This window comes from Parahoeflea alexandrii, from assembly GCF_027214025.1.
In the GTDB taxonomy this organism is placed as follows: Bacteria; Pseudomonadota; Alphaproteobacteria; order Rhizobiales; family Rhizobiaceae; genus Hoeflea; species Hoeflea alexandrii_A.
Genome location: NZ_JAPWHB010000001.1, coordinates 1,112,564 through 1,132,656 on the forward strand (window position 1 = coordinate 1,112,564; position 20,093 = coordinate 1,132,656).

Sequence of the window (20,093 nt, forward strand, 5' to 3'; positions counted from 1 at the left end):
GCGAGGCGGCTGGTAGAGCGTGCGCAGAAAACTGGACAGGTCATGGTGCGCATTCTCCCGATTTCCGATCCCGGCACACTTGATGCCGCAATCGACGTCTTGCGGCGCGGCGAACCCGTCGCGATTCCGACAGAAACCGTCTATGGACTGGCAGCGGATGCGACCGACCCGACCGCGATCGCCGCGATCTACGAGGCCAAGGGCCGGCCGCGCTTCAACCCGCTGATCTCGCATGTTTCGGATATGGAGATGGCAAGAGCGCATGTGATGTTCTCACCGCTCGCAGCGCGGCTGGCCGAGGCATTCTGGCCAGGCCCGCTGACGCTGGTGCTGCCGCTGAAGGAAGGCGGCATGATCCATCCGCTCGCCACCGCCGGCCTTAACACCGCAGCGGTCAGGATGCCCGAGGGTTTCGCGCGCGACCTCATCGCCGGCTTTGGCCGGCCGCTGGCGGCACCGAGCGCCAACCGGTCGGGCCGCGTCAGCCCAACCACTGCACAACACGTGGCCGACGATCTGGGCGACCGGATCGGCCTGGTTCTGGATGGCGGCCGCTGCCGCGTCGGGGTGGAATCGACGATTCTCTCGGTCGACGGAACCAGGCTGCGGCTGCTCAGGCCCGGCGGCATTCCGGTGGAGCTGATCGAGCAAGCCGCCGGCGCCGTGATCGAACGGCCGGGACCTCAAGCCGAAGACGACCCGGTCATGGCACCCGGCATGCTTGCCTCGCATTATGCGCCCGATGCGCTGTTGCGGCTGAATGCAACGGAAGCCAGACCGGGCGAGGCGATCATACGATTTGGCGGGATTGCGCTGAAGGGCGAGGACCAGGCAAAGGCGATCATGGATCTCTCGCCGTCGGGCGATCTGCGCGAGGCCGCCGCGAATCTTTTCGATCTGCTCAAGCGCGCCGATGCGACAGGGGCGACCGGGATCGCCGTAGCTTCTGTTCCGGGCCACGGGCTTGGCGAGGCGATCAATGACCGCCTTGCGCGCGCTGCCGCACCCAGAAGCTAGAGCAGGTCTCCCGGCCGTCGTCCGGTCAGCGTCCGGATCAGCCAGTGAGCAGCGGTGTGTTGACTATTTTCTTGAAAAGGGTCGTCATCGCATCGCTGATGCCTTCCGAAGGGCTCACTTCGAAAAACAGGTCCGGCGAGGCGCAGGCCTCCATCTTTTTCGGGATTTCGTTCTGGAACGGCTTGATCCAGCTGTTGTACCAGCCATTGGTCGGCAGCGGCAGATAGGTGGTGTAAAGGATGGCGATCTTGTAGCCCTTGTCCTTCAGCGCCGTGCAGTACTTGACGTCGATCGGCTCCTGGCAACGGCCGCCGGTCAGCTTTTTCGTGCAATCGGTCGGCTTGTAGCTGTCTCCCACGCCATCGGAGACAAAGAACAGGATCTTTTCCGGCGAAGAGGCCGTGAGACCGGAGCCCGCAGGTCCCATCTTGTTGCCGATCTGGGTGAACGCCCGGTCGAAATCGGTCTGCTGGTCGTTGTCATAGCCCTGATAGGGGATCGACATCAGCTCGACCTTGGCGGCTTCCTTCTTGGCCTTGGCCAGGTCGATGGTTGAGCTGACGACCTCAAGCAGCTTGGTGTCCTCGGCTTTCTCGCCAAAAGTATAGACCGCCATCTTGTACTGATTGCTGCTCTTGCGCGACTCCATTGCCGTATCCATCAAGCTTGCGGTCGCCTGCGCCACCACGTTGATACGGGTGGTCACGCCAAGCTGCTTCGCAAGATTGTAATAGCTCTTCTTGTCTTCTTTTCCATTGTTGACGATGTGGCACGCAAACGCGCATTTGTCGGAGGTGTTGGAGACCATTGTCGCCACATCCGAGGGTGTGGCGCCGACGCCCATCGACGGGGTGTTGTCGAGCAGCAGGTAGAAATCCCGGTAGATCTCGGTCTGGTATTCTACGATGGCCTGGCCCGCGACCTGGATGAGGTTCTGCCCCAGAACCTTCGACAAAGTGGTCGGCACGGTGACCTTGTAATCCACGATGGAGTAAAGCCGGCCGTTCTTCTTGACGACCTTTGCCGAGATTTCGTCAACCGTGAAATCTGCATCGTTTGCATGCTGGGCCTTGAAGAATTGCAGTGCTTCGGCAACGCCAACGGCAATCTCGCCGTCTCCGGACATTGCCATGGCCTCCTTGACGCCGCTGGAGCTTTCGGCGACCGCCGCCAGGGCGGCCGCATCGGCGGCACCCTGGATCCTGCCCTTGACCGACAGCGCATTTGTGTAGTCGAGCGCCAAACCGGCAACGCCGATGACCGGCACAAGCATCAATGCGGTTAGAATGCCGAAATTGCCGGATCTGTCTTTGAGGAAACGTAGCATGTCGGGGCCTTTCGTTCCTTCCGGCATTTACTGCAAACACTCTAATATTCACTGAATCTGATCAATTGCATTTGAACCGCACGGCTCACAGACCGACCGGAAACAAGCTCCGCATCCTCCTGACCCAGGCTTCCCCGCGGCCATCAACCGCAGCCACGGATTGCCGGCTGGCAAAATGACTGTACCCTCTCGACTTGAGGGAAATGCAAAGATACATGCTTGAGCATGCCTGTTGCCTTGACCGCTCCCTCGCTGATCGACCGTTTCGTGGCCATTACCGGCGCACAGAACGCCCTGACCGCTGCCTCCGACATCGCTCCGCACCTGATCGAGCTGCGTGGCCTCTACAAGGGCGAAAGCCCGCTTGTGCTGCGCCCGGCAGACACCGGTGAAGTCGCGGCCATCCTGCGGCTCGCCCACGAGACGAACACCGCCGTGGTGCCGCAAGGCGGCAACACCGGGCTGGTGGGCGGACAGATACCGATGCCTGGCAAAGGCGAGATCGTGCTGTCGCTGTCCCGCCTCAACAAGATCCGATCGCTCGATACCGTTGGCCAGACCATGGTTGCCGAGGCCGGCGTGGTGCTTCAGCAGGCCCAGCAGGCAGCCAGCGAGGCCGGTCTCTTGTTTCCGCTGTCGCTGGGATCGGAAGGCTCCTGCCAGATCGGCGGCAATCTCTCCTCCAACGCCGGCGGCACCGCCGTGCTCGCCTATGGCAACATGCGGCAACTCTGTCTCGGCATTGAGGCGGTGCTGCCGGACGGCGAGATATGGCACGGCTTGCGGGCGCTGAAGAAGGACAACACGGGCTACGATCTGCGCGACCTCTTCATCGGTGCGGAGGGCACGCTGGGGGTGATCACCGCGGCGGTGCTGAAACTGTTTCCCGCGCCGCGCGGAAATGAGACCATCTATGCCGGCGTCGACAATCCCGAGACCGCATTGCAGCTGTTCCGGCTGGCGCAGGATTATTGCGGCCCGTCGCTGACCGGGTTCGAGCTGATGCCGCGGATCGGCATCGAATTCACCACCCGCCATATAGAAGGCGTTCGCGATCCGCTGAGCGAACCGCACCCGTGGTACGTGCTGATCGACATTTCCTCAGGGCAATCGCAGGATGCCGCCCGCGCCATGCTGGAGGGGCTGTTCGTCGCCGCCGATGAGAAGGGGCTGATCCGGGATGCGGCCGCGGCCGAAACCGAAGGCCAGCGCCAGGCATTCTGGAAACTCAGGGAATCGATGTCCTGGGCACAGAAGCCGGAGGGCGGTTCCATCAAGCATGATGTGTCGGTGCCGGTGGCGCTGGTTCCGGAATTCCTGGCCACGGCCGACAAGGCCGTCATGCAGGCCATGCCGGATGCGCGGATCGTTGCTTTCGGGCACATGGGCGACGGCAACATCCACTACAACATCTCGCAACCACCGGGCGCGGACCGCGAGGCGTTTCTTGCCCGCTGGAAAGAAATGAACGAGATCGTCCATTCGATTGTTCTAAAATTGAACGGGTCGATCTCGGCCGAACACGGCATCGGACAACTCAAGCGGGATGAGCTGGCTGCCATCCGCACTCCGGTCGAGATGGCGCTGATGCACCGGATCAAGCAGGCGTTCGATCCAAGAGGCATCATGAATCCGGGCAAGGTTGTAGCTTCCCGGTAACCTTTCCAAAACGGAAATGGGACGGTGGTCTTTCGCTAACCATCTCCAGAACATAGGTTTTCTTAACCCAAAACCTTAAGCCGACTGGAACGGCTGTGAGTCATTTTGCTTCGTGTGAGAGGGCGAAAAGCCCCGGATGAGAAGACCGGATAACCGGCTCTCAAGAGTTACAGAGGCGACTGACATGACCAATACCGTATTGAAGCCCGTATGGGCCGGGTTCGAACTGCGGCTCAATCCAGGCGATTTCCCGCAACGCGTGTCCTATGCGGCGCGTGATGAACCGGATGAAGTCTCGGTCACGCTCGACAGCCGCGGCGCTGTCCTCAGGAAGCGGCTGTCGAGATCCGGCCTGCCGCTGTCCATCGCCCTGCCGGCACGTGCCTTCAAGGGTGTCGCGGCGCGCGCGATCGACCATGGCAACGGCACGGTGACGGTGACGCTGGAACTGCACCACACGGACACACAATTGTGCGTGCCGCTGCTGGTTGCCCACAATCTCGATGACATAGCCGCCGATTGGCGCGCCTGGTCCGAACTCTACGGACTGCCGATGCTGATGGTCGAAGCCGACGGCGTCGCCCGTCCGCTTGACGACGGATCGGCACACGCTGCAACAACACCGACCCGCCGTCGCCGGCACAGCCAGATTGCCGACCGGCGCCCGCGTTTCCTTGTCCGCCGCTCGACCGGCAAGCTTGGCATTCGCATGAAGATCGAAGGCCGCGAGATCATCGCGCGGCGGTAAAGCTTCCTCCATCAGCGCCCCACAAAGCTGATACCAGAGCCCGGTCGCCTGCCCCACACGGGCGGCCGGGTTTCTCGCATGCCAGAAACGCTATGCCAGGAGCGCGGCGACCAGGCCGAGAAAAACGATCAGGCCGACCCGACTGTTGGCCTTGAACAGCGCCAGACACTGATCGGCATCGTCGATATCGATCACCCGGATCTGCCAGCCGAGCATGACGACGGCCAGGGCAAGACCTACATAGGCCGGCCACGCAATACCGCTCAACCAGAACGCGGCGAGCGCCATGGCCGTGAACAGCCCATAGAAGAAGACAAGCCAGATCTTGGTGTTCTCCGCGAACAACCGCGCGGTGGAGCGTACGCCGACAAGGGCGTCGTCCTCCTTGTCCTGATGGGCATAGATGGTGTCGTAACCGATGGTCCAGGCAATGGCGCCGGCATAGAGCAGCAGCGGCGGCAGCGCCAGTTCGGCAAACACCGCGGCCCAGCCCATCAGCGCGCCCCAGGAGAAGGCAAGACCGAGAAAGAACTGCGGCCAGTCGGTGAACCGCTTGGCGAATGGGTAGATCACGACCACGCCGAGCGAGGCGATGCCAAGCAGGATCGAGAACTGGTTGAACTGGACGAGAACCAGGAGCCCGACAAGCGCCTGGACGACGAGGAAGGCGGTGGCGGCGAAGCGCGAGATCCGGCCCGACGGCAGCGGCCGCGAGCGGGTGCGGGCAACCCTGGCGTCGATCTTGTGATCGACCAGATCGTTCCAGGTGCATCCCGCACCGCGCATGGCGATGGCGCCGGCCATGAACAGGAAGAGATGCCAGAGCATGAGTGTTGGCGACCAGACCGTATCAACGTTGGCGGCGGAACTTGCGACATTGGCGGCCAGCGCCGCGGACCAGAAGCATGGCCACATCAGAAGCTGCCAGCCGATCGGCCGGTCCCAGCGCGCCAGCTGGGCATGCGGCCACAGGGCGCGCGGCAGCACGCGATAGACCCAGTTGCCCGACGGTGCATCGGCAACGCGGGCGTTCTTCTCGGATGTCACGTGTGGTCGGTTGGACATGCTCCGACTGTTGCCACCGAGGCGGTGACAGGTCAAGACGGCAGGTGATGCGGCGTGATCTTTGGTTGTTACGCCCGGGCCGCTCTGGCCGGCTGGTCGAGTTCGGCGACGAAATCCCGGCTGAAGGCCAGCACGGTTTCCAGGAACAGTCCGCCGTCTTCGGAATTGATCCGGTCGGCGAGCGCGTCGCGGGAGATCTCGAACAGCTTCCGGTCTTCCACCATCCGGGCGTCGAGCTGCTTGAAGCCCATGCTCCACTGGGTGAACAGCCGCTTGTCGGCAGCCTGCTCGAGCACCACCATGACATTGCGGTGCCGGTCATCCGCCTGGATCCGGCCGAAGACGCCACGGACCTTTTTCGCTTCGCCTTCGAGGATCTGAATGAAGACACCATCGGCCCAGAGCAGCATGCCCGTGATGCCGTCACGCAGATTGTTGCGCCGGGAGACGGCAAGGATTTGCTGGATCGCGTCATCGGACAATTGCCGGGACGCGCCGCTGACATACAGCATCTGCAACATGACCTTCGCTCCCTCGGCGGTTGGCGGCGTCAAACAACACCAAGACCCGTTGTCGCCCGATATTAGGGGCAAAAATCTTGCGGAACCCTGAATCGGCAGCCCCCGCATTTTCACCGGATCGCGTTTTGGAAGCCGGCAGCCGTCAAGTTCGCTTGACCGTGAGCCCGTGATTTCTTAACCCAAGGCCAACTCGAACCAGGTTGCGCCAGCCAACGGCCAGCGGATGGAGATTGACGATGATGAACGTACTTTTGATCGGTTCTGGCGGACGCGAACATGCGCTCGCCTGGAAAATCGCCCAGTCTCCGATGCTTCAGACGCTTTATGCCGCACCCGGCAATCCGGGCCTTTCCGAGCATGCGACGCTGAGCGATCTGGATATCACCGATCACGACGCCGTCGTCAGCTTCTGCCGGGAGAAGGAAATCGATCTGGTGGTGGTCGGCCCTGAAGCGCCGCTAGTGGCGGGTCTGGCCGACGCGCTCACGAAGGCGGGCATTTCCGTGTTCGGTCCATCGGCGGAGGCCGCGCAGCTTGAAGGCTCGAAGGGTTTTACCAAGGATCTGTGCGCGCGGGAAAACATTCCCACCGGCGCCTACCAGCGGTTCAACAATGCGCCGAAGGCCAAGGCCTATGCGCGGGCGCAAGGCGCGCCGATCGTCATCAAGGCCGACGGGCTGGCAGCCGGCAAGGGCGTGACCGTGGCGATGACGATGGACGAGGCCCTGGCTGCGATCGACGATTGCTTCGAGGGCGCCTTTGGCGAGGCCGGCGCCGAAGTGGTGGTCGAGGAATTCCTGCATGGCGAGGAGGCGAGCTTCTTCTGCCTGTGCGACGGCAAGACGGCGCTCCCCTTCGGCACGGCGCAGGACCACAAGCGGGTCGGCGACGGCGACACCGGCCCCAACACCGGCGGCATGGGCGCCTATTCCCCCGCCCCGGTGATGACACAGGCGCTGATCGAGCAGACCATGCGCGAGATCATCGAGCCGACCATGCGCGGCATGGCGGCCATCGGTGCGCCGTTTACCGGGGTGCTCTATGCCGGGCTGATGATCGACGAGAGCGGCCCGAAGCTGATCGAGTACAATGTGCGTTTCGGCGACCCGGAATGCCAGGTGCTGATGATGCGGCTCAAGGACGATATCCTGGTGCTGCTGAAGGCGGCGGCGGAAGGCGAGTTGGCGCATGTCTCGGCGCGCTGGAAGGACGATGCGGCGCTGACCGTGGTGATGGCGGCCGAAGGCTATCCCGGTACTCCGAAGAAAGGCACCGCCATCTCCGGGCTGGCGGCGGCGGAAGCGGGCGGCGCCAAGGTGTTTCATGCCGGCACGAAGCTTGAGGGCGGCCAGTTGGTGGCCAATGGCGGCCGGGTGCTCAATGTCACGGCCCAGGGTGCGGACGTGACGGCGGCGCAGGCCAAGGCCTATGAGGCGGTCGACGCCATCGACTGGCCGGGCGGATTCTGCCGCCGCGACATCGGCTGGCGCGCGGTTGAACGCGAGGCAAAATTTTAACCTGACGTTAACCGCTTCCAAAAACCGGATCGTAACGGCCCCTTGCTAGTGTGCACTCACCAGAACCGGAAAGTCCGGCTAGAAGGGGAGTAGACACGATGCAAAGATTGATCATTGCCGCTGCGGTGTGCATGGGCGCGGGCACGGCCGGCGCATCCTCGATCGAGCCCTACACCCCGAGCGCGAATACCAAGACCAGCATTGTCGAGATCGGCTGCCCCTCCTGCGCCCGCGAAGCCGCGGCGAAAGCTGCCGAAGAGGCCCAGGTCAAACTGGCGCCCGGCGAGCAGATCGTCGAGGTGCACGAAGTCGGCGGCAAGATGATGATCTACCGGACCGAGAACCTGCTGGGCGGCTCGCCGGTGACAATGGTGCGCAAGGCCAGCGAAGCCGACCTGATCGCGCTGGGCGTGGTCCAGCCGGAAACCAACCAGGTGGCTGAAACCGATGCGCCGGCGGCCGATGGCAGTGACCAGCCGCTGACGGCAGATGCCTCGGACGAGCCGAAACTGTTCGAACCGGTGATTGCCAACAGCGCGCCCGGCATCGACGCCGAGACGATGACGTCGGCTCTGAGCGACGCGCCGCAGGCGGAATTCGATCCCTCGAAATACGAGCTCCGGCTCAACTGACATCACCCGACAGGACGCGGCCCGACCGCCCGTCCCTGCCCCGCAAGCCCTCGTCCGGGTCCGCGATGGCACCCAGCCGGCACCCACCTCCAGGGGTTGCCGGCTTCGGGTTTTGAAGCGGACGCTTATCCGAAAACCTATCCGGCGATCTTGGAGAAATCGGCGACAGCGCCGGTGGCGTCGCGGATCATGGCGAGCAACGCCAGGCGATTGGCCCGGACATTTTCAACTTCCGCGTTTACCAGCACTGCTTCAAAAAATGAATCAACGGGTTCACGCAACGTCGCAAGTGCGCTCATGGCCGCCGAATAATCTTCTTTTTCAATAGCCTGGGTCGCCGCGCTGACAGATTGAGTCACCGCCTTGAAGAGGTTTTTCTCCTCATCGAGCTCGAACAGGGAGGGGTCAACGCTACCCGCAATTGCAGTACCCTTCTTCTCCTCGGCCGCCAGAATGTTGGCGGCGCGCTTGGTGCCGGCGAGCAGGTTCTTGCCGTCCTCGGTATCGAGGAAGGCACCCAGGGCCTCGACGCGACGAGTAATGTCCAAGAGGTCGTCGGAGGCCGGGGTGATCACCGCGTCGATCAGATCATGGCGCGCGCCCTGGTCGCGGAGATAGACTTTCAGGCGGTCGTGGAAGAAGGAGAGGAGGTCTGAATCCACAAAGACTTGCTTGAACTGTTGAAAATTCACTTCACTCGCACGGAGACCCACAACCGTATCAACTACATCAATCGTATCCCGCAGAAGGATTGCTTTGCGTTCACTTTCCGATAGCAGCCTGCCCATCAGCGCAAATGCAAACACGTTCAGCAGATTTTGATTGATGCCATTCTCAACCAGTATCCGGATCACGCCCAGCGCCGCGCGGCGCAATGCATAGGGGTCCTTGGAGCCGGTGGGCTTTTCGTCGATGGCCCAGAAGCCGACCAGCGTGTCGAGCTTGTCGGCCAGCGCCACGGCGATCGAGACCGGATCGGCCGGCACCTGATCGGACGGGCCTTGCGGCTTGTAGTGCTCTTCGGCGGCCAGCGCGACGCTGGCGTCTTCGCCCTGCAGGCCGGAATAGATGCGGCCCATGACGCCCTGCAGTTCGGGAAACTCGCCGACCACTTCGGTGGTGAGATCCGCCTTGGCCAGCATGGCGGCGCGGGTGGCGAGTTTCGGGTCGGCGCCGACGACGGGGGCAAGTTCGGCGGCCAGTTTGGCGATGCGCTGCACCCGCTCGCCCTGCGTGCCGAGCTTAGCGTGGAAGGTGACGTTGAGCTGGTCGAGCCGCGCCATGCGTTGGTCGAGCGGTTTGCTCAGATCAAGGCCGAGCTTTTCAGCCGACGCGGTGAGCTTGTCACGGTCGGGAAGATCTGCCTGGTCGGTGGTCCAGAAATAGAGCGCGTCGGAAAGACGGGCGCGTACCACCTTGCCGTTGCCGTAGGCGATCTCGGCGCCGCCGTCGCTGGCCTCGATGTTGGAGACCAGGATGAACTTGTTTGACAGCCCATTGCCCGGCTTCCTGAGCACGAAGCATTTCTGGTTGGTCTTGATGGTCAGCCGGATGATGTCGTCGGGGATCTGGAGAAAGTCCTCCTCGAACTCGCCCATCAGCACGACCGGCCATTCCACGAGGCCCGAGACTTCCTCGAGCAGGCCCTCGTCCTCGACCAGTTCGAGGCCCGAGGCGAAGGCACGGTTGCGGGCGTCGGCAAGAATGATCTCCTTGCGCCGCTCGGCATCGAGCACCACCTTGGCGCGCTCCAGCTTCTCCACGTAATCGTCAAAACGGCGGACGGTAAAAGTGTCGGGCGCGTGGAAGCGGTGGCCCGAGGTGGTGTTACCGGCAACCAGCCCGTCGATCTCGAAGGAAATGACCGTCGGCTCCTCGGTCTCCGGACCGAAGGTGCAGATGATCGACTGCAGCGGCCGCACCCACCTGAGCGAGCCCGGTTTGGCCGAGGCGGGGCCCCAGCGCATGGACTTTGGCCAGGAGAAGCCGCGGATGATGCCGGGCATCACATCGGCGATGATTTCTTCCGCATCACGTCCCGGTTTCGAGATATGGGCGACGTAGAAATCGCCCTTCTTCGGATCGGTGTGCACATGGGCCTGCGAGACATCGCTCAGCCCGGCCTTGCGCAGGAAGCCCGCCAGCGCCTGCTCGGGCGCCTTGGTCGAGGGACCCTTGATCTCCTCGTGCACGTCCTTCGAGCGCGGCGTCAGGCCACGAATGTCGAGCGCCAGCCGGCGCGGCGTCCAGTATTCGCGCGCCGCCTCGTAGGTCAGGCCCGCCTCGACCAGCGCATCGGTGACGGATTTGCGCAGATCGCCCGCAGCCTTGCGCTGCATGCGCGCGGGTATCTCTTCGGAGCGGAGTTCAATCAACAGGTCGGGCATCAGTTCAACTCCACGCTCAGCGATACGCGCATGCCATTATCCGATTTGCCCGTCCTCACGGCTGCGCCGCTGCGGGCGTGCGGGCGTGCAGGAATTTCCTCGGAGCGAAGTTCAATCAGAAGGTCGGGCATCAGGTCTCACGCGGTCAAAGGTTTGCTGAGCGCGGCTTAGCAAGGGCAGCGCCAAAAGTCACCTTCCCTTACCGCAAAAACGAGCAAGTGCGACCACTGCGGAGACTGACGCCAGGACGACTATCAGGCGCCGGCGGAAACGGCCTTGTGCGAACCATCGCAAAAAGGCTCGCCACTGGTTTGCTTGCAGGCGCAGAAAAATTTGGCCGCGGTCTTGTCCGCCGTCCATTTGACCGGCGCGAACTCCGATCCCTTGTGGCTGCCATCGCAGAAGGGCTGGTTTTTGGATTGCCCGCAGGCACACCAGAAATAATTCTTGCCCTCTTCGACTTCGACGCGAATGGGGGCCGTTCCGGCAACGTGACCCTTGGTCATGAAAACTCCTCGACAGTTGGAGAGATGCCCGCCCACGATAACGATCAGGCAGATTGGCACAAGCGCCAAACCATCAACACTGCCTTGGATGTCAAGAAACCTTGTCGACGAGGTCCCCTACCAGCCGCCGCCGCCGCCACCGCCACCGCCGCCGCCCGACGAGCCGCCGCCGGAGGAACCGGACGAGCTCTTGGGTTGCGGCATCGAGGCGGCCATCGCCGCCGAGACGGCCGCGACCGAGGAGGCCGCGGCTGCCCCGATATTGCCCGGCGACCAGGAACTGCCGTGATACCATTGCGGCCGGTAGTCCTTTTCACGCTCCGGCGCGATGCGGGCAAGCTGCGCGGCCCAGGCTTCCGACCAGGGTTTTTCCACGCCAAGCCCCGCCGCATAGGGCAGGAAGCGCTCGAACAGCTCTTCCGACATCTGAGGCGCATCGCGCATGTTGAGCCGGTTGGTCTCCGCGGTCTCGAGGTAAAGCTTGAAGCCCTTGATATCGGCGAGCACCTTGGCGCCAGTCTCTGTCGGCGCGCCAAGCAACCAGGTCATCATGATGATGGTGACGCAGCCGACGATCACCAGCAGGCCTGCGAAACGGTAGACCGGCATATCGCCGGGAACGAAGACGATCAGGACGCCGATCATGAAAATGGCCGCACCCAGCAGGAACAGCATGCCGCCAATGAAGCGGTTGCCGGCGCCAGCCTCCCTGAACAGGCTTCGTCCGGCAAACCACATGCCGCCGCCGAACAGCGAGGTCATCAGCACCGGGATCAGATAGAGAATGCCGTCTTCCGGCGGGTCCTGCAGCACAAGCCCGATGATGAAGGTGGCAATGGCGAGGATAACGCCGGGGATGAACCAGCCGATATTAGCGTTGTAGTACCGGCCTGAATACTCCCTGGAAATGGCCATCCGCAGCTTCGTCAACGCGCTTTTCAAGGTCGGTCCGTTGTGCTTGTCGAGGATAATTTCCTCGCGGTTTGCCAGCAGGCCGGAATAGAGCGCCTGCTCGCCGGGCGGCAATGCCGGCGCATCCCGCTGCTCCGCCGCGGTTCCGCGCTGCAGCGTCACCGTTCCGCGCGAATCCTCGTCGATGCTGAGGAAGCGTTTCACTCCAAGCGACAGCAGTGCTGCGATAAACGGAAGGTCGACCCCCTTCTTGCCGGAGCGGAAGCCGTTGAAATGGGCAAAGGACAAGGCCGCCGGCGACAGGTTTTCCGGTGGATGAAACAACGGGATGACCGGCGGCGACGGCGGATCACGGCCAACCTTGTTCCAGGCGTAGAGGAAATAGGCCGGAACGCCGAGCCAGCCAAGAATCAGCAGGAGGATGCCGGCATTGTCCACCAGACCCGCGAAGCCAGCGCCCGAGTCGGGCGTTACCACGCCCTCGGTGAAGCCGACCGCGATGGTCATGCCTTCCTCGGGGCCGAGCGGCCGGGTCGTGGCGAAGCGGACTTCGGAGCCGCCGCCAAGAACCGAGCCCGTGTAGTTGCCGCCGGTGGCGCCGAACGGACCGGTATAGGCGGTCACCTGATCCCTGATCGCCCGCGCACCATCGGGCAAAGTGACGCGGGCTTCCGCCTTGAGGATCGGGAAGCTCCAGAAATTGCCGGTGACGTTCCAGTAGAGCTCGTCATACCCGTCAAAGAACCGCAGCTGCCGGGTGGTCACGTAACGGATCGTGTAGGTGTGCTCGCCGCGCGGGATCAACACATCGGCGTCACCGATCAGGATGCGGTAAAAACGGCCCTGCCATTCGGTGTGGTAGGGCGACGGCCGGCCGTTGTGCAGCACCTCGACGAGGTCGAAGCCGTTGCTCGACCAAAGGCCCCAGTCGTCGAGTGCCCGCAGCGGGATATCGCGGTAGATGCCACGACGGATGTCATAGCCTTCGGCGTTGACGGTGATGGTTTCGGTAATCTCGAGAGAGGCATCAGCGCGCACCTCGATGTCGGCGATGAAGGAGCGGATCTCTTCCCTCGCCCAGGAGCTGCCGGTCAGCATCAGCGAAAGCAGCACTGCAGTGATGAGGGAAAGGAGCCATTTCATCGCGGGATCTCCTCAAGATAGGTGACGCCAAGGGACTTAAGCGCGTCCCAGTAGCCGGGATAGGTCTTGCCGACGCATTTGGGGTCGAGAATGGTGACGCCCGAGATCTTCAGGCCGGCCAGCGCGAAACTCATGGCGATGCGGTGATCGGCGAAGGTATCGATCTCGGCCTTCACGGTCTGGCCGGCGAGCGCGGGATCAGCATTGACGATCAGGTCGTCGCACTCCTCCCGCGCAAGGCCTTCGCGGATGGCGTTGAGGCCGAGCGAGAGCGCGCGCACCCGGTCGCATTCCTTGACCCGCAGATTGGCAATGCCGGTGAAGCGCACCGGCGTGATGTTGAACGCGGCCAGCACGGCGATGGTTGGAATGGCGTCCTGCATCTGCGAGCCGTCGATGACGGCGGGCATATGGGGAAAGGCCGAGATCACTTCGAAGGCCCTGGCGTCGGGCTGGGTGAAGTCGGACGCGGCCGTGCCTATGTCGATCTTGCCGCCAGTGAGCGCTTCAGCGGCCCACAGATAGGTGGCGGCCGAGGCGTCGGGCTCGATGTGGAAATCGGCGGCGCGGTAGCCGGTCGGCGCGATCCGCCAGATCGACTGGGTGACCTGCTCGACGTCCGCCCCGAACGCCCGCATGGCGGCCAGCGTCAGGTCGATGTAGCCGCGTGCGCCGATATCGTCGCCGGCAAGTTCGACGGTGAAAGGCTTGCCCGAGCAGGGGGCGGCCATCAGCAGTGCGGAGACATACTGGCTCGACAGGCCGGCGTCGATGATGACGCGATGGGAGGCGAAGCCGCCTGTGCCGTTAATGGTGACCGGGGGACATCCCGTCGGGGCCGATACATCAACGCCCAGCGATTTCAGCGCGTCCACCAGCGGGGTGATCGGCCGCTTGCGCATGTGTTCATCGCCATCGACGACGAAGCGGCCGTTGCCGAGCGCCACCGCGGCAGTGAGAAACCGGGTTGCTGTGCCGGCATTGCCGAGGAACAACGGCCCGGCGGGCGGGCGCAGTTGCCCGGTTCCGCTGACCACGAAGGTGGTGGCGTCAGGCTCGTCAATGCTCACGCCCATGGCGCGCAACGCATCGGCCATGTAGCTTGTGTCATCGCTTTTCAGGGCCCCGGTCAGCCGGCTCACGCCGTCGGCGAGGCCGGCCAGCAGCAGCGCGCGGTTGGTGATCGACTTCGATCCGGGGGGCGCCACGGCGCCAGAGAGAGCATGCCGCGGCGGCACGATCGTGAGTTTTTCAACTGTCATTTTCATTCTCGACAAACCGGCCTTGCGGCGCGGTCAGAACTTGACCTTGGGGACGGCGCGGTCGGCTTCATCCTCGATCTCGAAATACTCCGCCTTGACGAAACCGAACTGTTTGGCGATCAGCATCGAGGGGAAGGTCTCGACCGAGACATTGAGATTGCGCACGGCGCCGTTGTAGTAGCGGCGCGACATCGAGATCTCGTTTTCGGTTTCCTCCAGCGCCTGCTGGAATTCCTTGAAATTCTCGTTGGCCTTGAGATCGGGGTAGCTTTCGGCCACCGCCATCAGCCGCCCCAGCGCGCCGCTGAGCGCGCCTTCCAGCGTCGCGCGCTGTTCGGGCGAGCCGCTGCTGCCGGCCACGGCCTGGCTGCGAAGACGGGTGACTTCCTCGAGAAGCTCCCGTTCGTGGGTCATGTAGCCCTTGACGGATTCGAGCAGGTTGGGGATCAGGTCCGCACGGCGCTTGAGCTGGACGTCGATGCCACTCCAGCCCTCGCCCGCCATCTGGCGGTTCTTGACCAGCGTGTTGTAAAGCGAAATCGCGTAAAGCACGATGCCGACCAGCACCGCCAAAAAAATCCAAGTCCCCATGCGTCCACTCCCGGCTTATGACCAATCGAAAATGCTGTGCGCAGGCCCGACCTGACAGCGCGACGACCTTACGCACAGTCGTCGCAAAAATCCATGGAATAGACCGTCTCCGCGTGCCGAACGCATTATTCCCCGCAAGCAAGGCCTTCAGCGGCACACGCAGGGCGGCGGGACGCATGCCGAAACTCGAGTTTCTGCAAATGGCGTCAAGCAATGGTTTACCATTCCAGCCCCATACTGTTTCAGGCCGCCCCATCCATGGTTCTCGTTTCGATTGCAAGGCGGTTTTGCCGACACAGGACTTATTGCGACATGAAGACCTTTGACGCCGCCATTTTCGATCTCGCGCCGGTTGCCATGTGGATCGAGGATTTTTCCGGGGTGAAGCGCCAGTTCGACCAGTGGCGTGCCGAAGGCGTGGAGGAAATCCGCGCGTTCCTGAGAGAAGACAAGGCGCGTGTCGCCGCCTGCTCGCGTCAGATCAAGGTGCTCAACGTCAACAGCAAGACGCTGGAGCTGTTCGAGGCCAGGGATCTTGAGCATCTCGTTGACAATCTTTCCGTGGTGTTCCGCGACGACATGCTCGAAAGCCATGTCAACGAGCTGGCGGCACTGTGGGAGGGCAAGACCGAGTTTTCGAGCAACGCGGTGAACTATTCGCTCTCCGGCCGGCGGATGGACATCCAGCTCAAGGGTTCGGTCCTGCCGGGCCACGAGGATACGCTCGAGCAGATCCTGCTGACGACGGAGGATGTGACGGAGCGTGAAGATGCACGGCGCAACGAGGCGCAAAGCCGCCGGCACGCCGAAGGGCTGTTCGAGTATTCACCTGTGTCGCTCTGGGTCGAGGATTTCAGCGAAATCAGGAACCTGATCGAAACCGTTCGTGAGCGCGGCATTGTCGACTTCCGGGTGTTCATGGACGTGCACCCGGAATTCGTGCGCCAGTGCATGAGCGAGATCCGGGTCATCGACGTCAACCAGGCAACGCTTGATCTGTTCTGCGCCTCCGATGTGCAGACGCTGCTGCACCGCCAGGTCGAGATCTTCCGTGACGAGATGGAAAAGCCGTTCCGGGAACAGCTGATGGATCTGTGGGAAGGCAAGCTGTTTCATCAGCGCGAAGTAATAAACTACGCACTCGACGGCTCGATACGGCATATCCTGCTGCATTTCGCGGTGCTGCCGGGCCACGAAGAGGACTGGTCGCAGGTGCAGGTGGCGCTTACCGACATCACCGCGCGCAAGAAGGCGGAAGCCTACCTCGAATATCTCGGCAAGCACGATGTGCTGACCAAGCTGCACAACCGCGCCTTCTACATGGACGAATTGAACCGGCTCGAGCGCAAGCCGCTCAGGCCGGTTTCGGCGATCATCATGGATCTCAACGGGCTCAAGGAAGCCAATGACCAGCTCGGGCATGACGCCGGCGACGCGCTGTTGCGCCGCTTCGGCGAGGTCCTGAACAGCGTCGTGTCGCGCCCCAACCATGCGGCACGCATCGGTGGCGACGAGTTCGCCATCCTGATGCCGGGCGCAGACAGGAAGGCGGTCCACACCATGGTCGAGACCATCACCGAACTGCTGCACATCAACAACCAGTTCTACTCGAACGCGCCGATCAGCGTTTCGATCGGCTCAGCCACGAGCATGGAGGGCGAGACCATGGAGGACATGGTCAAGCGGGCGGACCGGGCGATGTATGACGACAAGCGGGCCTATTACAGCGGATTTGCGGCTGATGCCGGGCGGGCCCCCATGTCTGTCAAGGCTGCCAAAGCGTCCGTGTCGGCTGCGTGAAGCGGCAGGCATTGGCCCCGGATGCCGATGCCGCAAGCGTCTAGTCAGCGCCCAGAAGATCCTGCGGCGGAGAACGGGGATCGAAACGCGTTTTCGGCCCCTTCCGGGCTTCCCGCCAAATCAACGGTACGGCGCCGAAAAGCACAAGAAACGCGGGCCATGAAGGGGCCCCTGGCAACGTTGCTGTCGACACGGCCAGGATCGCCACGAAGGCAACCAGCAAACAAACGATCAGCCACAGGATCCACAGCGCGGTGCTGCCCCTGACAAAGACGGAATCGGGAGAGCGGTCGGCAACCCGGACGCAGAGTTCACGGATGAAGGGCGCATAGGTTTGGGTGCGATCTTCGAAATTTCCGAGGCTGACGTAGTGGTGGGAGCGAATCTTGACCGGCTTTCCGCCCCGCCGCTTCAGCCTGGCCTGAAACTGGCGCGAGCCGCTGCCGGCGTAGCCGATCAGCTGCACTGAGGAGATGTCGGCATAGGGGATACGGTCCGCTCCGCCCTTCGCCTCGGCCGAGAGTTGGTCCGACTCAAGGGTGTAGGTGCATTCCCTGTCAATCAGGCTGTTGCGGACGGAATGGTGCAGAGCTTGCGGGACCTCCGGCGCTGGACCCGTGTCTTGTCCCGTCATGACGCCTCCTGTCCACGAACGGCGCCAGGTGCCGTTCGTGTCGCTTCCATCAACATCGCGTCTTGTCAGCCTAGTTCCGATCCGGGTGGTTGCCAAGGCAAACTGCACGGCTCAGCGACAAGAGGGAGGCGCGTTACTCGGCCGCCTCGCGGAAATTCGCACCGCCGGCGTCGGTGAGCAGGAAGGCCTCGCCGCACTGGCGCGACAGGTTGCGCACCCTGAGGATGTAGCCCTGGCGCTCGGTCACCGAGATCACGCCGCGGGCATCGAGCAGGTTGAAGACGTGGGACGCCTTGATGCACTGGTCGTAGGCGGGCAGCACGCAGCGGTGCAGCGAACCGGGTTCGGCCGGGGCGCCGGCCTTGAGGATCGCTTCGCATTCCTTTTCGGCATCCTCGAAATGCTTGAGCAGCATCGCGGTGTCGGCGATCTCGAAATTGTAGCGCGAATATTCCTGCTCGGACTGCAGGAAGACATCGCCATAGGTCACCTTCTCGGCGCCTTCGCGGCCGTTGAAGTTGAGATCATAAATGCTGTCGACGCCCTGGACATACATCGCCAGACGTTCGACGCCGTAGGTCAGTTCGCCAGCCACCGGCGCGCATTCGATGCCGCAGACCTGCTGGAAATAGGTGAACTGGCTGACTTCCATGCCGTCGCACCAGCATTCCCAGCCAAGCCCCCAGGCGCCCAGCGTCGGGCTTTCCCAATCGTCCTCGACAAAGCGGATGTCATGCAGAAGCGGATCGACGCCGATGGCGGCGAGCGAGCCGAGATAGAGCTCCTGCAGGTTGGACGGGTTGGGCTTCAGGATCACCTGGTACTGGTAGTAATGCTGCAGCCGATTGGGGTTTTCGCCGTAGCGGCCATCCTTGGGGCGGCGCGACGGCTGCACATAGGCGGCGTTCCAGGGCTTGGGGCCGAGCGCGCGAAGCGTGGTGGCCGGGTGGAAGGTGCCGGCGCCGACTTCCATGTCGTAGGGCTGCAGCACGACGCAACCGTAATCGGCCCAGTAGCGATGCAGGGCGAGAATGAGCCCCTGGAACGATCGGGTGGGCTGCATGTGGTCTGGAAGTGCTTCGGTCATGGCTTGGGATCCGGATGGCGCATCATGGGTTCGCGGGCCGTTTCCACAACGGCCCTGAATGTGCGGCGACAGGTGCCATGAAGGGATTGACCGGTCAAGTGTTCAGCCCAGGGGTTGACTGCCTAGGTCATTCGTCCTAATAAATTAGGACGAATGACCTAGGCGGGAAGCTGAACGTGAAAGCCGATGAAACGCGCCGCAAGATCGTGATCGCCGCCGACCACCTGTTTTACGAACAGGGATTCGAAAATGCGTCGTTTGCCGATATCGCCCAGGCGGTCGAGATTTCACGGGGCAATTTCTATTATCACTTCAAGACCAAGGACGCCGTGCTTGCCGCGGTGATCGAGTACCGGCTTGACGAGCGCAAAACGATGCTGCGCCTGTGGGAGCTAGAGGAAGACAATCCCGCGAACAGGATCAAGAACTTCATCAACATCCTCATTGCCAACCAGACCAAGATCATGGCGTTCGGATGTCCGGTCGGGACGCTCTGTTCGGAACTTGCCAAGCTCGATCATGCTCTTAAACCGGAAGCCTCCGGGTTATTCACCTTGTTCGCAGAGTGGCTGGAACAACAGTTCGCGGAACTCGGATGTGGCGATCAGGCCTCCGATCTTGCCATGCACCTGCTCATGCGCAGCCAGGGCGTCGCCTCCCTTGCCAACACCTTTCAGGATGCGGAGTTCGTCCGCCGCGAGGTTGAAGCGATGTATAAATGGCTGGACCAACAGTGCCCACCAAAACGCCCGATGTGAACCGGGACCAAGAACAGGAGAATCCAGTGTTTCTGATCGTGCTTCGCTTTTCCGACAACAAGGCAGCGGCCGCCGAACATATGCAGGCGCACAACGCCTGGATTGCCAAAGGCTTTGCGGACGGTGTGTTCGTGCTCACAGGCAGTGTCGAGCCAAAGCAGGGCGGCGCGGTGCTGGCTTGCAATACAGAGCGCGCCGAGATTGAAAAGCGCGTGGCCGAAGATCCCTTCGTCGCCGGCAATGTGGTGACGGCGGAGATTATCGAGATTTCACCAGGGCGGACGGACCCCCGGCTCGACTTCCTCGCGGCCTAGCTCATTCGTCAGGCTTGCGCAGACGGTATTCACCGGTTTCGGGATCTTCGATCAGCGTTCCCTGCGCGCCGGTGCGCGATTCCTTTTCGGCGTCCCGGACCTTGGCGCTGACGCGTTCGGCCTCCGCCACAAAGCGCTTGTAGCCGAGCCAGGCAACGGCGCCGACTGCGACGAGCAGAAGAAGTTGCGGCATTCCAGCTATCCTTTCCTCAC

At 62.6% G+C, this 20,093-nt stretch carries 19 protein-coding genes; 8 read left to right on the top strand and 11 right to left on the bottom strand.

Going from position 1 to position 20,093, the window contains the following annotated elements; translation table 11 throughout:
- Positions 1-42 precede the first annotated feature (42 nt).
- The gene (locus O4H62_RS05515; protein ID WP_269386131.1) at positions 43-1,017 is read left to right on the top strand and encodes an L-threonylcarbamoyladenylate synthase; all 975 of its coding nucleotides are present in this window, start codon (positions 43-45) and stop codon (positions 1,015-1,017) included.
- Between the two features lie 37 nt (positions 1,018-1,054).
- Here O4H62_RS05515 and O4H62_RS05520 read toward each other — a convergent pair whose 3' ends face one another.
- Positions 1,055-2,344 (bottom strand): TadE/TadG family type IV pilus assembly protein, encoded by a 1,290-nt coding sequence (locus O4H62_RS05520; protein ID WP_269386132.1) that lies wholly within the window; start codon positions 2,342-2,344, stop codon positions 1,055-1,057.
- A 225-nt stretch (positions 2,345-2,569) separates the two neighbouring features.
- Here O4H62_RS05520 and O4H62_RS05525 point away from each other — a divergent pair, with 225 nt between their 5' ends.
- Complete coding sequence (locus tag O4H62_RS05525) at positions 2,570-4,003, top strand: FAD-binding oxidoreductase (protein ID WP_269386334.1); 1,434 nt, start codon at positions 2,570-2,572, stop codon at positions 4,001-4,003.
- Positions 4,004-4,187: 184 nt separating this feature from the next.
- Positions 4,188-4,751 (top strand): DUF6101 family protein, encoded by a 564-nt coding sequence (locus O4H62_RS05530; protein ID WP_269386133.1) that lies wholly within the window; start codon positions 4,188-4,190, stop codon positions 4,749-4,751.
- Between the two features lie 90 nt (positions 4,752-4,841).
- Here O4H62_RS05530 and ubiA read toward each other — a convergent pair whose 3' ends face one another.
- Positions 4,842-5,816 carry a 4-hydroxybenzoate octaprenyltransferase gene (gene ubiA / locus O4H62_RS05535; RefSeq protein WP_269386134.1) on the bottom strand — a complete coding sequence of 325 codons (975 nt, stop codon included), beginning with the start codon at positions 5,814-5,816 and terminating at the stop codon, positions 4,842-4,844.
- Between the two features lie 68 nt (positions 5,817-5,884).
- Positions 5,885-6,337, bottom strand: coding sequence for a BLUF domain-containing protein (locus tag O4H62_RS05540; protein ID WP_269386135.1), 453 nt, complete (start codon positions 6,335-6,337; stop codon positions 5,885-5,887).
- Between the two features lie 239 nt (positions 6,338-6,576).
- Here O4H62_RS05540 and purD point away from each other — a divergent pair, with 239 nt between their 5' ends.
- Both purD and O4H62_RS05550 read left to right on the top strand, forming a co-directional pair.
- Complete coding sequence (gene purD, locus O4H62_RS05545; protein WP_269386336.1) at positions 6,577-7,854, top strand: phosphoribosylamine--glycine ligase; 1,278 nt, start codon at positions 6,577-6,579, stop codon at positions 7,852-7,854.
- A 98-nt stretch (positions 7,855-7,952) separates the two neighbouring features.
- Entirely contained in the window at positions 7,953-8,486 is a 534-nt protein-coding gene (locus O4H62_RS05550) for a plant virulence effector HPE1-like domain-containing protein (protein ID WP_269386136.1), read from the top strand.
- 137 nt (positions 8,487-8,623) lie between these two features.
- Here the strand turns inward: O4H62_RS05550 and glyS are convergent, their stop codons facing one another.
- The 5 genes from glyS to O4H62_RS05575 form a co-directional block, all read right to left on the bottom strand.
- Complete coding sequence (gene glyS, locus O4H62_RS05555; protein WP_269386137.1) at positions 8,624-10,873, bottom strand: glycine--tRNA ligase subunit beta; 2,250 nt, start codon at positions 10,871-10,873, stop codon at positions 8,624-8,626.
- A gap of 254 nt (positions 10,874-11,127) precedes the next feature.
- Positions 11,128-11,379, bottom strand: coding sequence for a CDGSH iron-sulfur domain-containing protein (locus tag O4H62_RS05560; protein WP_269386138.1), 252 nt, complete (start codon positions 11,377-11,379; stop codon positions 11,128-11,130).
- A 117-nt stretch (positions 11,380-11,496) separates the two neighbouring features.
- Positions 11,497-13,434 carry a DUF2207 domain-containing protein gene (locus tag O4H62_RS05565; RefSeq protein WP_269386139.1) on the bottom strand — a complete coding sequence of 646 codons (1,938 nt, stop codon included), beginning with the start codon at positions 13,432-13,434 and terminating at the stop codon, positions 11,497-11,499.
- Positions 13,431-14,696 carry a 3-phosphoshikimate 1-carboxyvinyltransferase gene (locus O4H62_RS05570; protein ID WP_269386140.1) on the bottom strand — a complete coding sequence of 422 codons (1,266 nt, stop codon included), beginning with the start codon at positions 14,694-14,696 and terminating at the stop codon, positions 13,431-13,433. The genes O4H62_RS05565 and O4H62_RS05570 overlap by 4 nt, the downstream gene beginning before the upstream one ends.
- 33 nt (positions 14,697-14,729) lie before the next feature.
- The gene (locus tag O4H62_RS05575; RefSeq protein WP_269386141.1) at positions 14,730-15,287 is read right to left on the bottom strand and encodes a LemA family protein; all 558 of its coding nucleotides are present in this window, start codon (positions 15,285-15,287) and stop codon (positions 14,730-14,732) included.
- 312 nt (positions 15,288-15,599) lie between these two features.
- Between O4H62_RS05575 and O4H62_RS05580 the strand changes: the two genes are divergently transcribed.
- The gene (locus tag O4H62_RS05580) at positions 15,600-17,087 is read left to right on the top strand and encodes a sensor domain-containing diguanylate cyclase (RefSeq protein ID WP_269386142.1); all 1,488 of its coding nucleotides are present in this window, start codon (positions 15,600-15,602) and stop codon (positions 17,085-17,087) included.
- A gap of 40 nt (positions 17,088-17,127) precedes the next feature.
- On the opposite strand, the gene O4H62_RS05585 is transcribed toward O4H62_RS05580, so the two are convergent.
- Positions 17,128-17,721 carry a hypothetical protein gene (locus tag O4H62_RS05585; protein WP_269386143.1) on the bottom strand — a complete coding sequence of 198 codons (594 nt, stop codon included), beginning with the start codon at positions 17,719-17,721 and terminating at the stop codon, positions 17,128-17,130.
- 133 nt (positions 17,722-17,854) lie between these two features.
- Complete coding sequence (locus O4H62_RS05590; RefSeq protein ID WP_269386144.1) at positions 17,855-18,808, bottom strand: glycine--tRNA ligase subunit alpha; 954 nt, start codon at positions 18,806-18,808, stop codon at positions 17,855-17,857.
- 176 nt (positions 18,809-18,984) lie between these two features.
- On the opposite strand from O4H62_RS05590, the gene O4H62_RS05595 reads away from it, so the two are divergent.
- A complete protein-coding gene (locus tag O4H62_RS05595) occupies positions 18,985-19,566 on the top strand; it encodes a TetR/AcrR family transcriptional regulator (protein WP_269386145.1) in 582 nt (193 codons plus the stop codon).
- Between the two features lie 26 nt (positions 19,567-19,592).
- Positions 19,593-19,880 carry a YciI family protein gene (locus O4H62_RS05600; RefSeq protein ID WP_269386146.1) on the top strand — a complete coding sequence of 96 codons (288 nt, stop codon included), beginning with the start codon at positions 19,593-19,595 and terminating at the stop codon, positions 19,878-19,880.
- Position 19,881: 1 nt separating this feature from the next.
- Here the strand turns inward: O4H62_RS05600 and O4H62_RS05605 are convergent, their stop codons facing one another.
- The gene (locus tag O4H62_RS05605) at positions 19,882-20,073 is read right to left on the bottom strand and encodes a hypothetical protein (RefSeq protein WP_269386147.1); all 192 of its coding nucleotides are present in this window, start codon (positions 20,071-20,073) and stop codon (positions 19,882-19,884) included.
- Between the last annotated feature and the right edge of the window lie 20 nt (positions 20,074-20,093).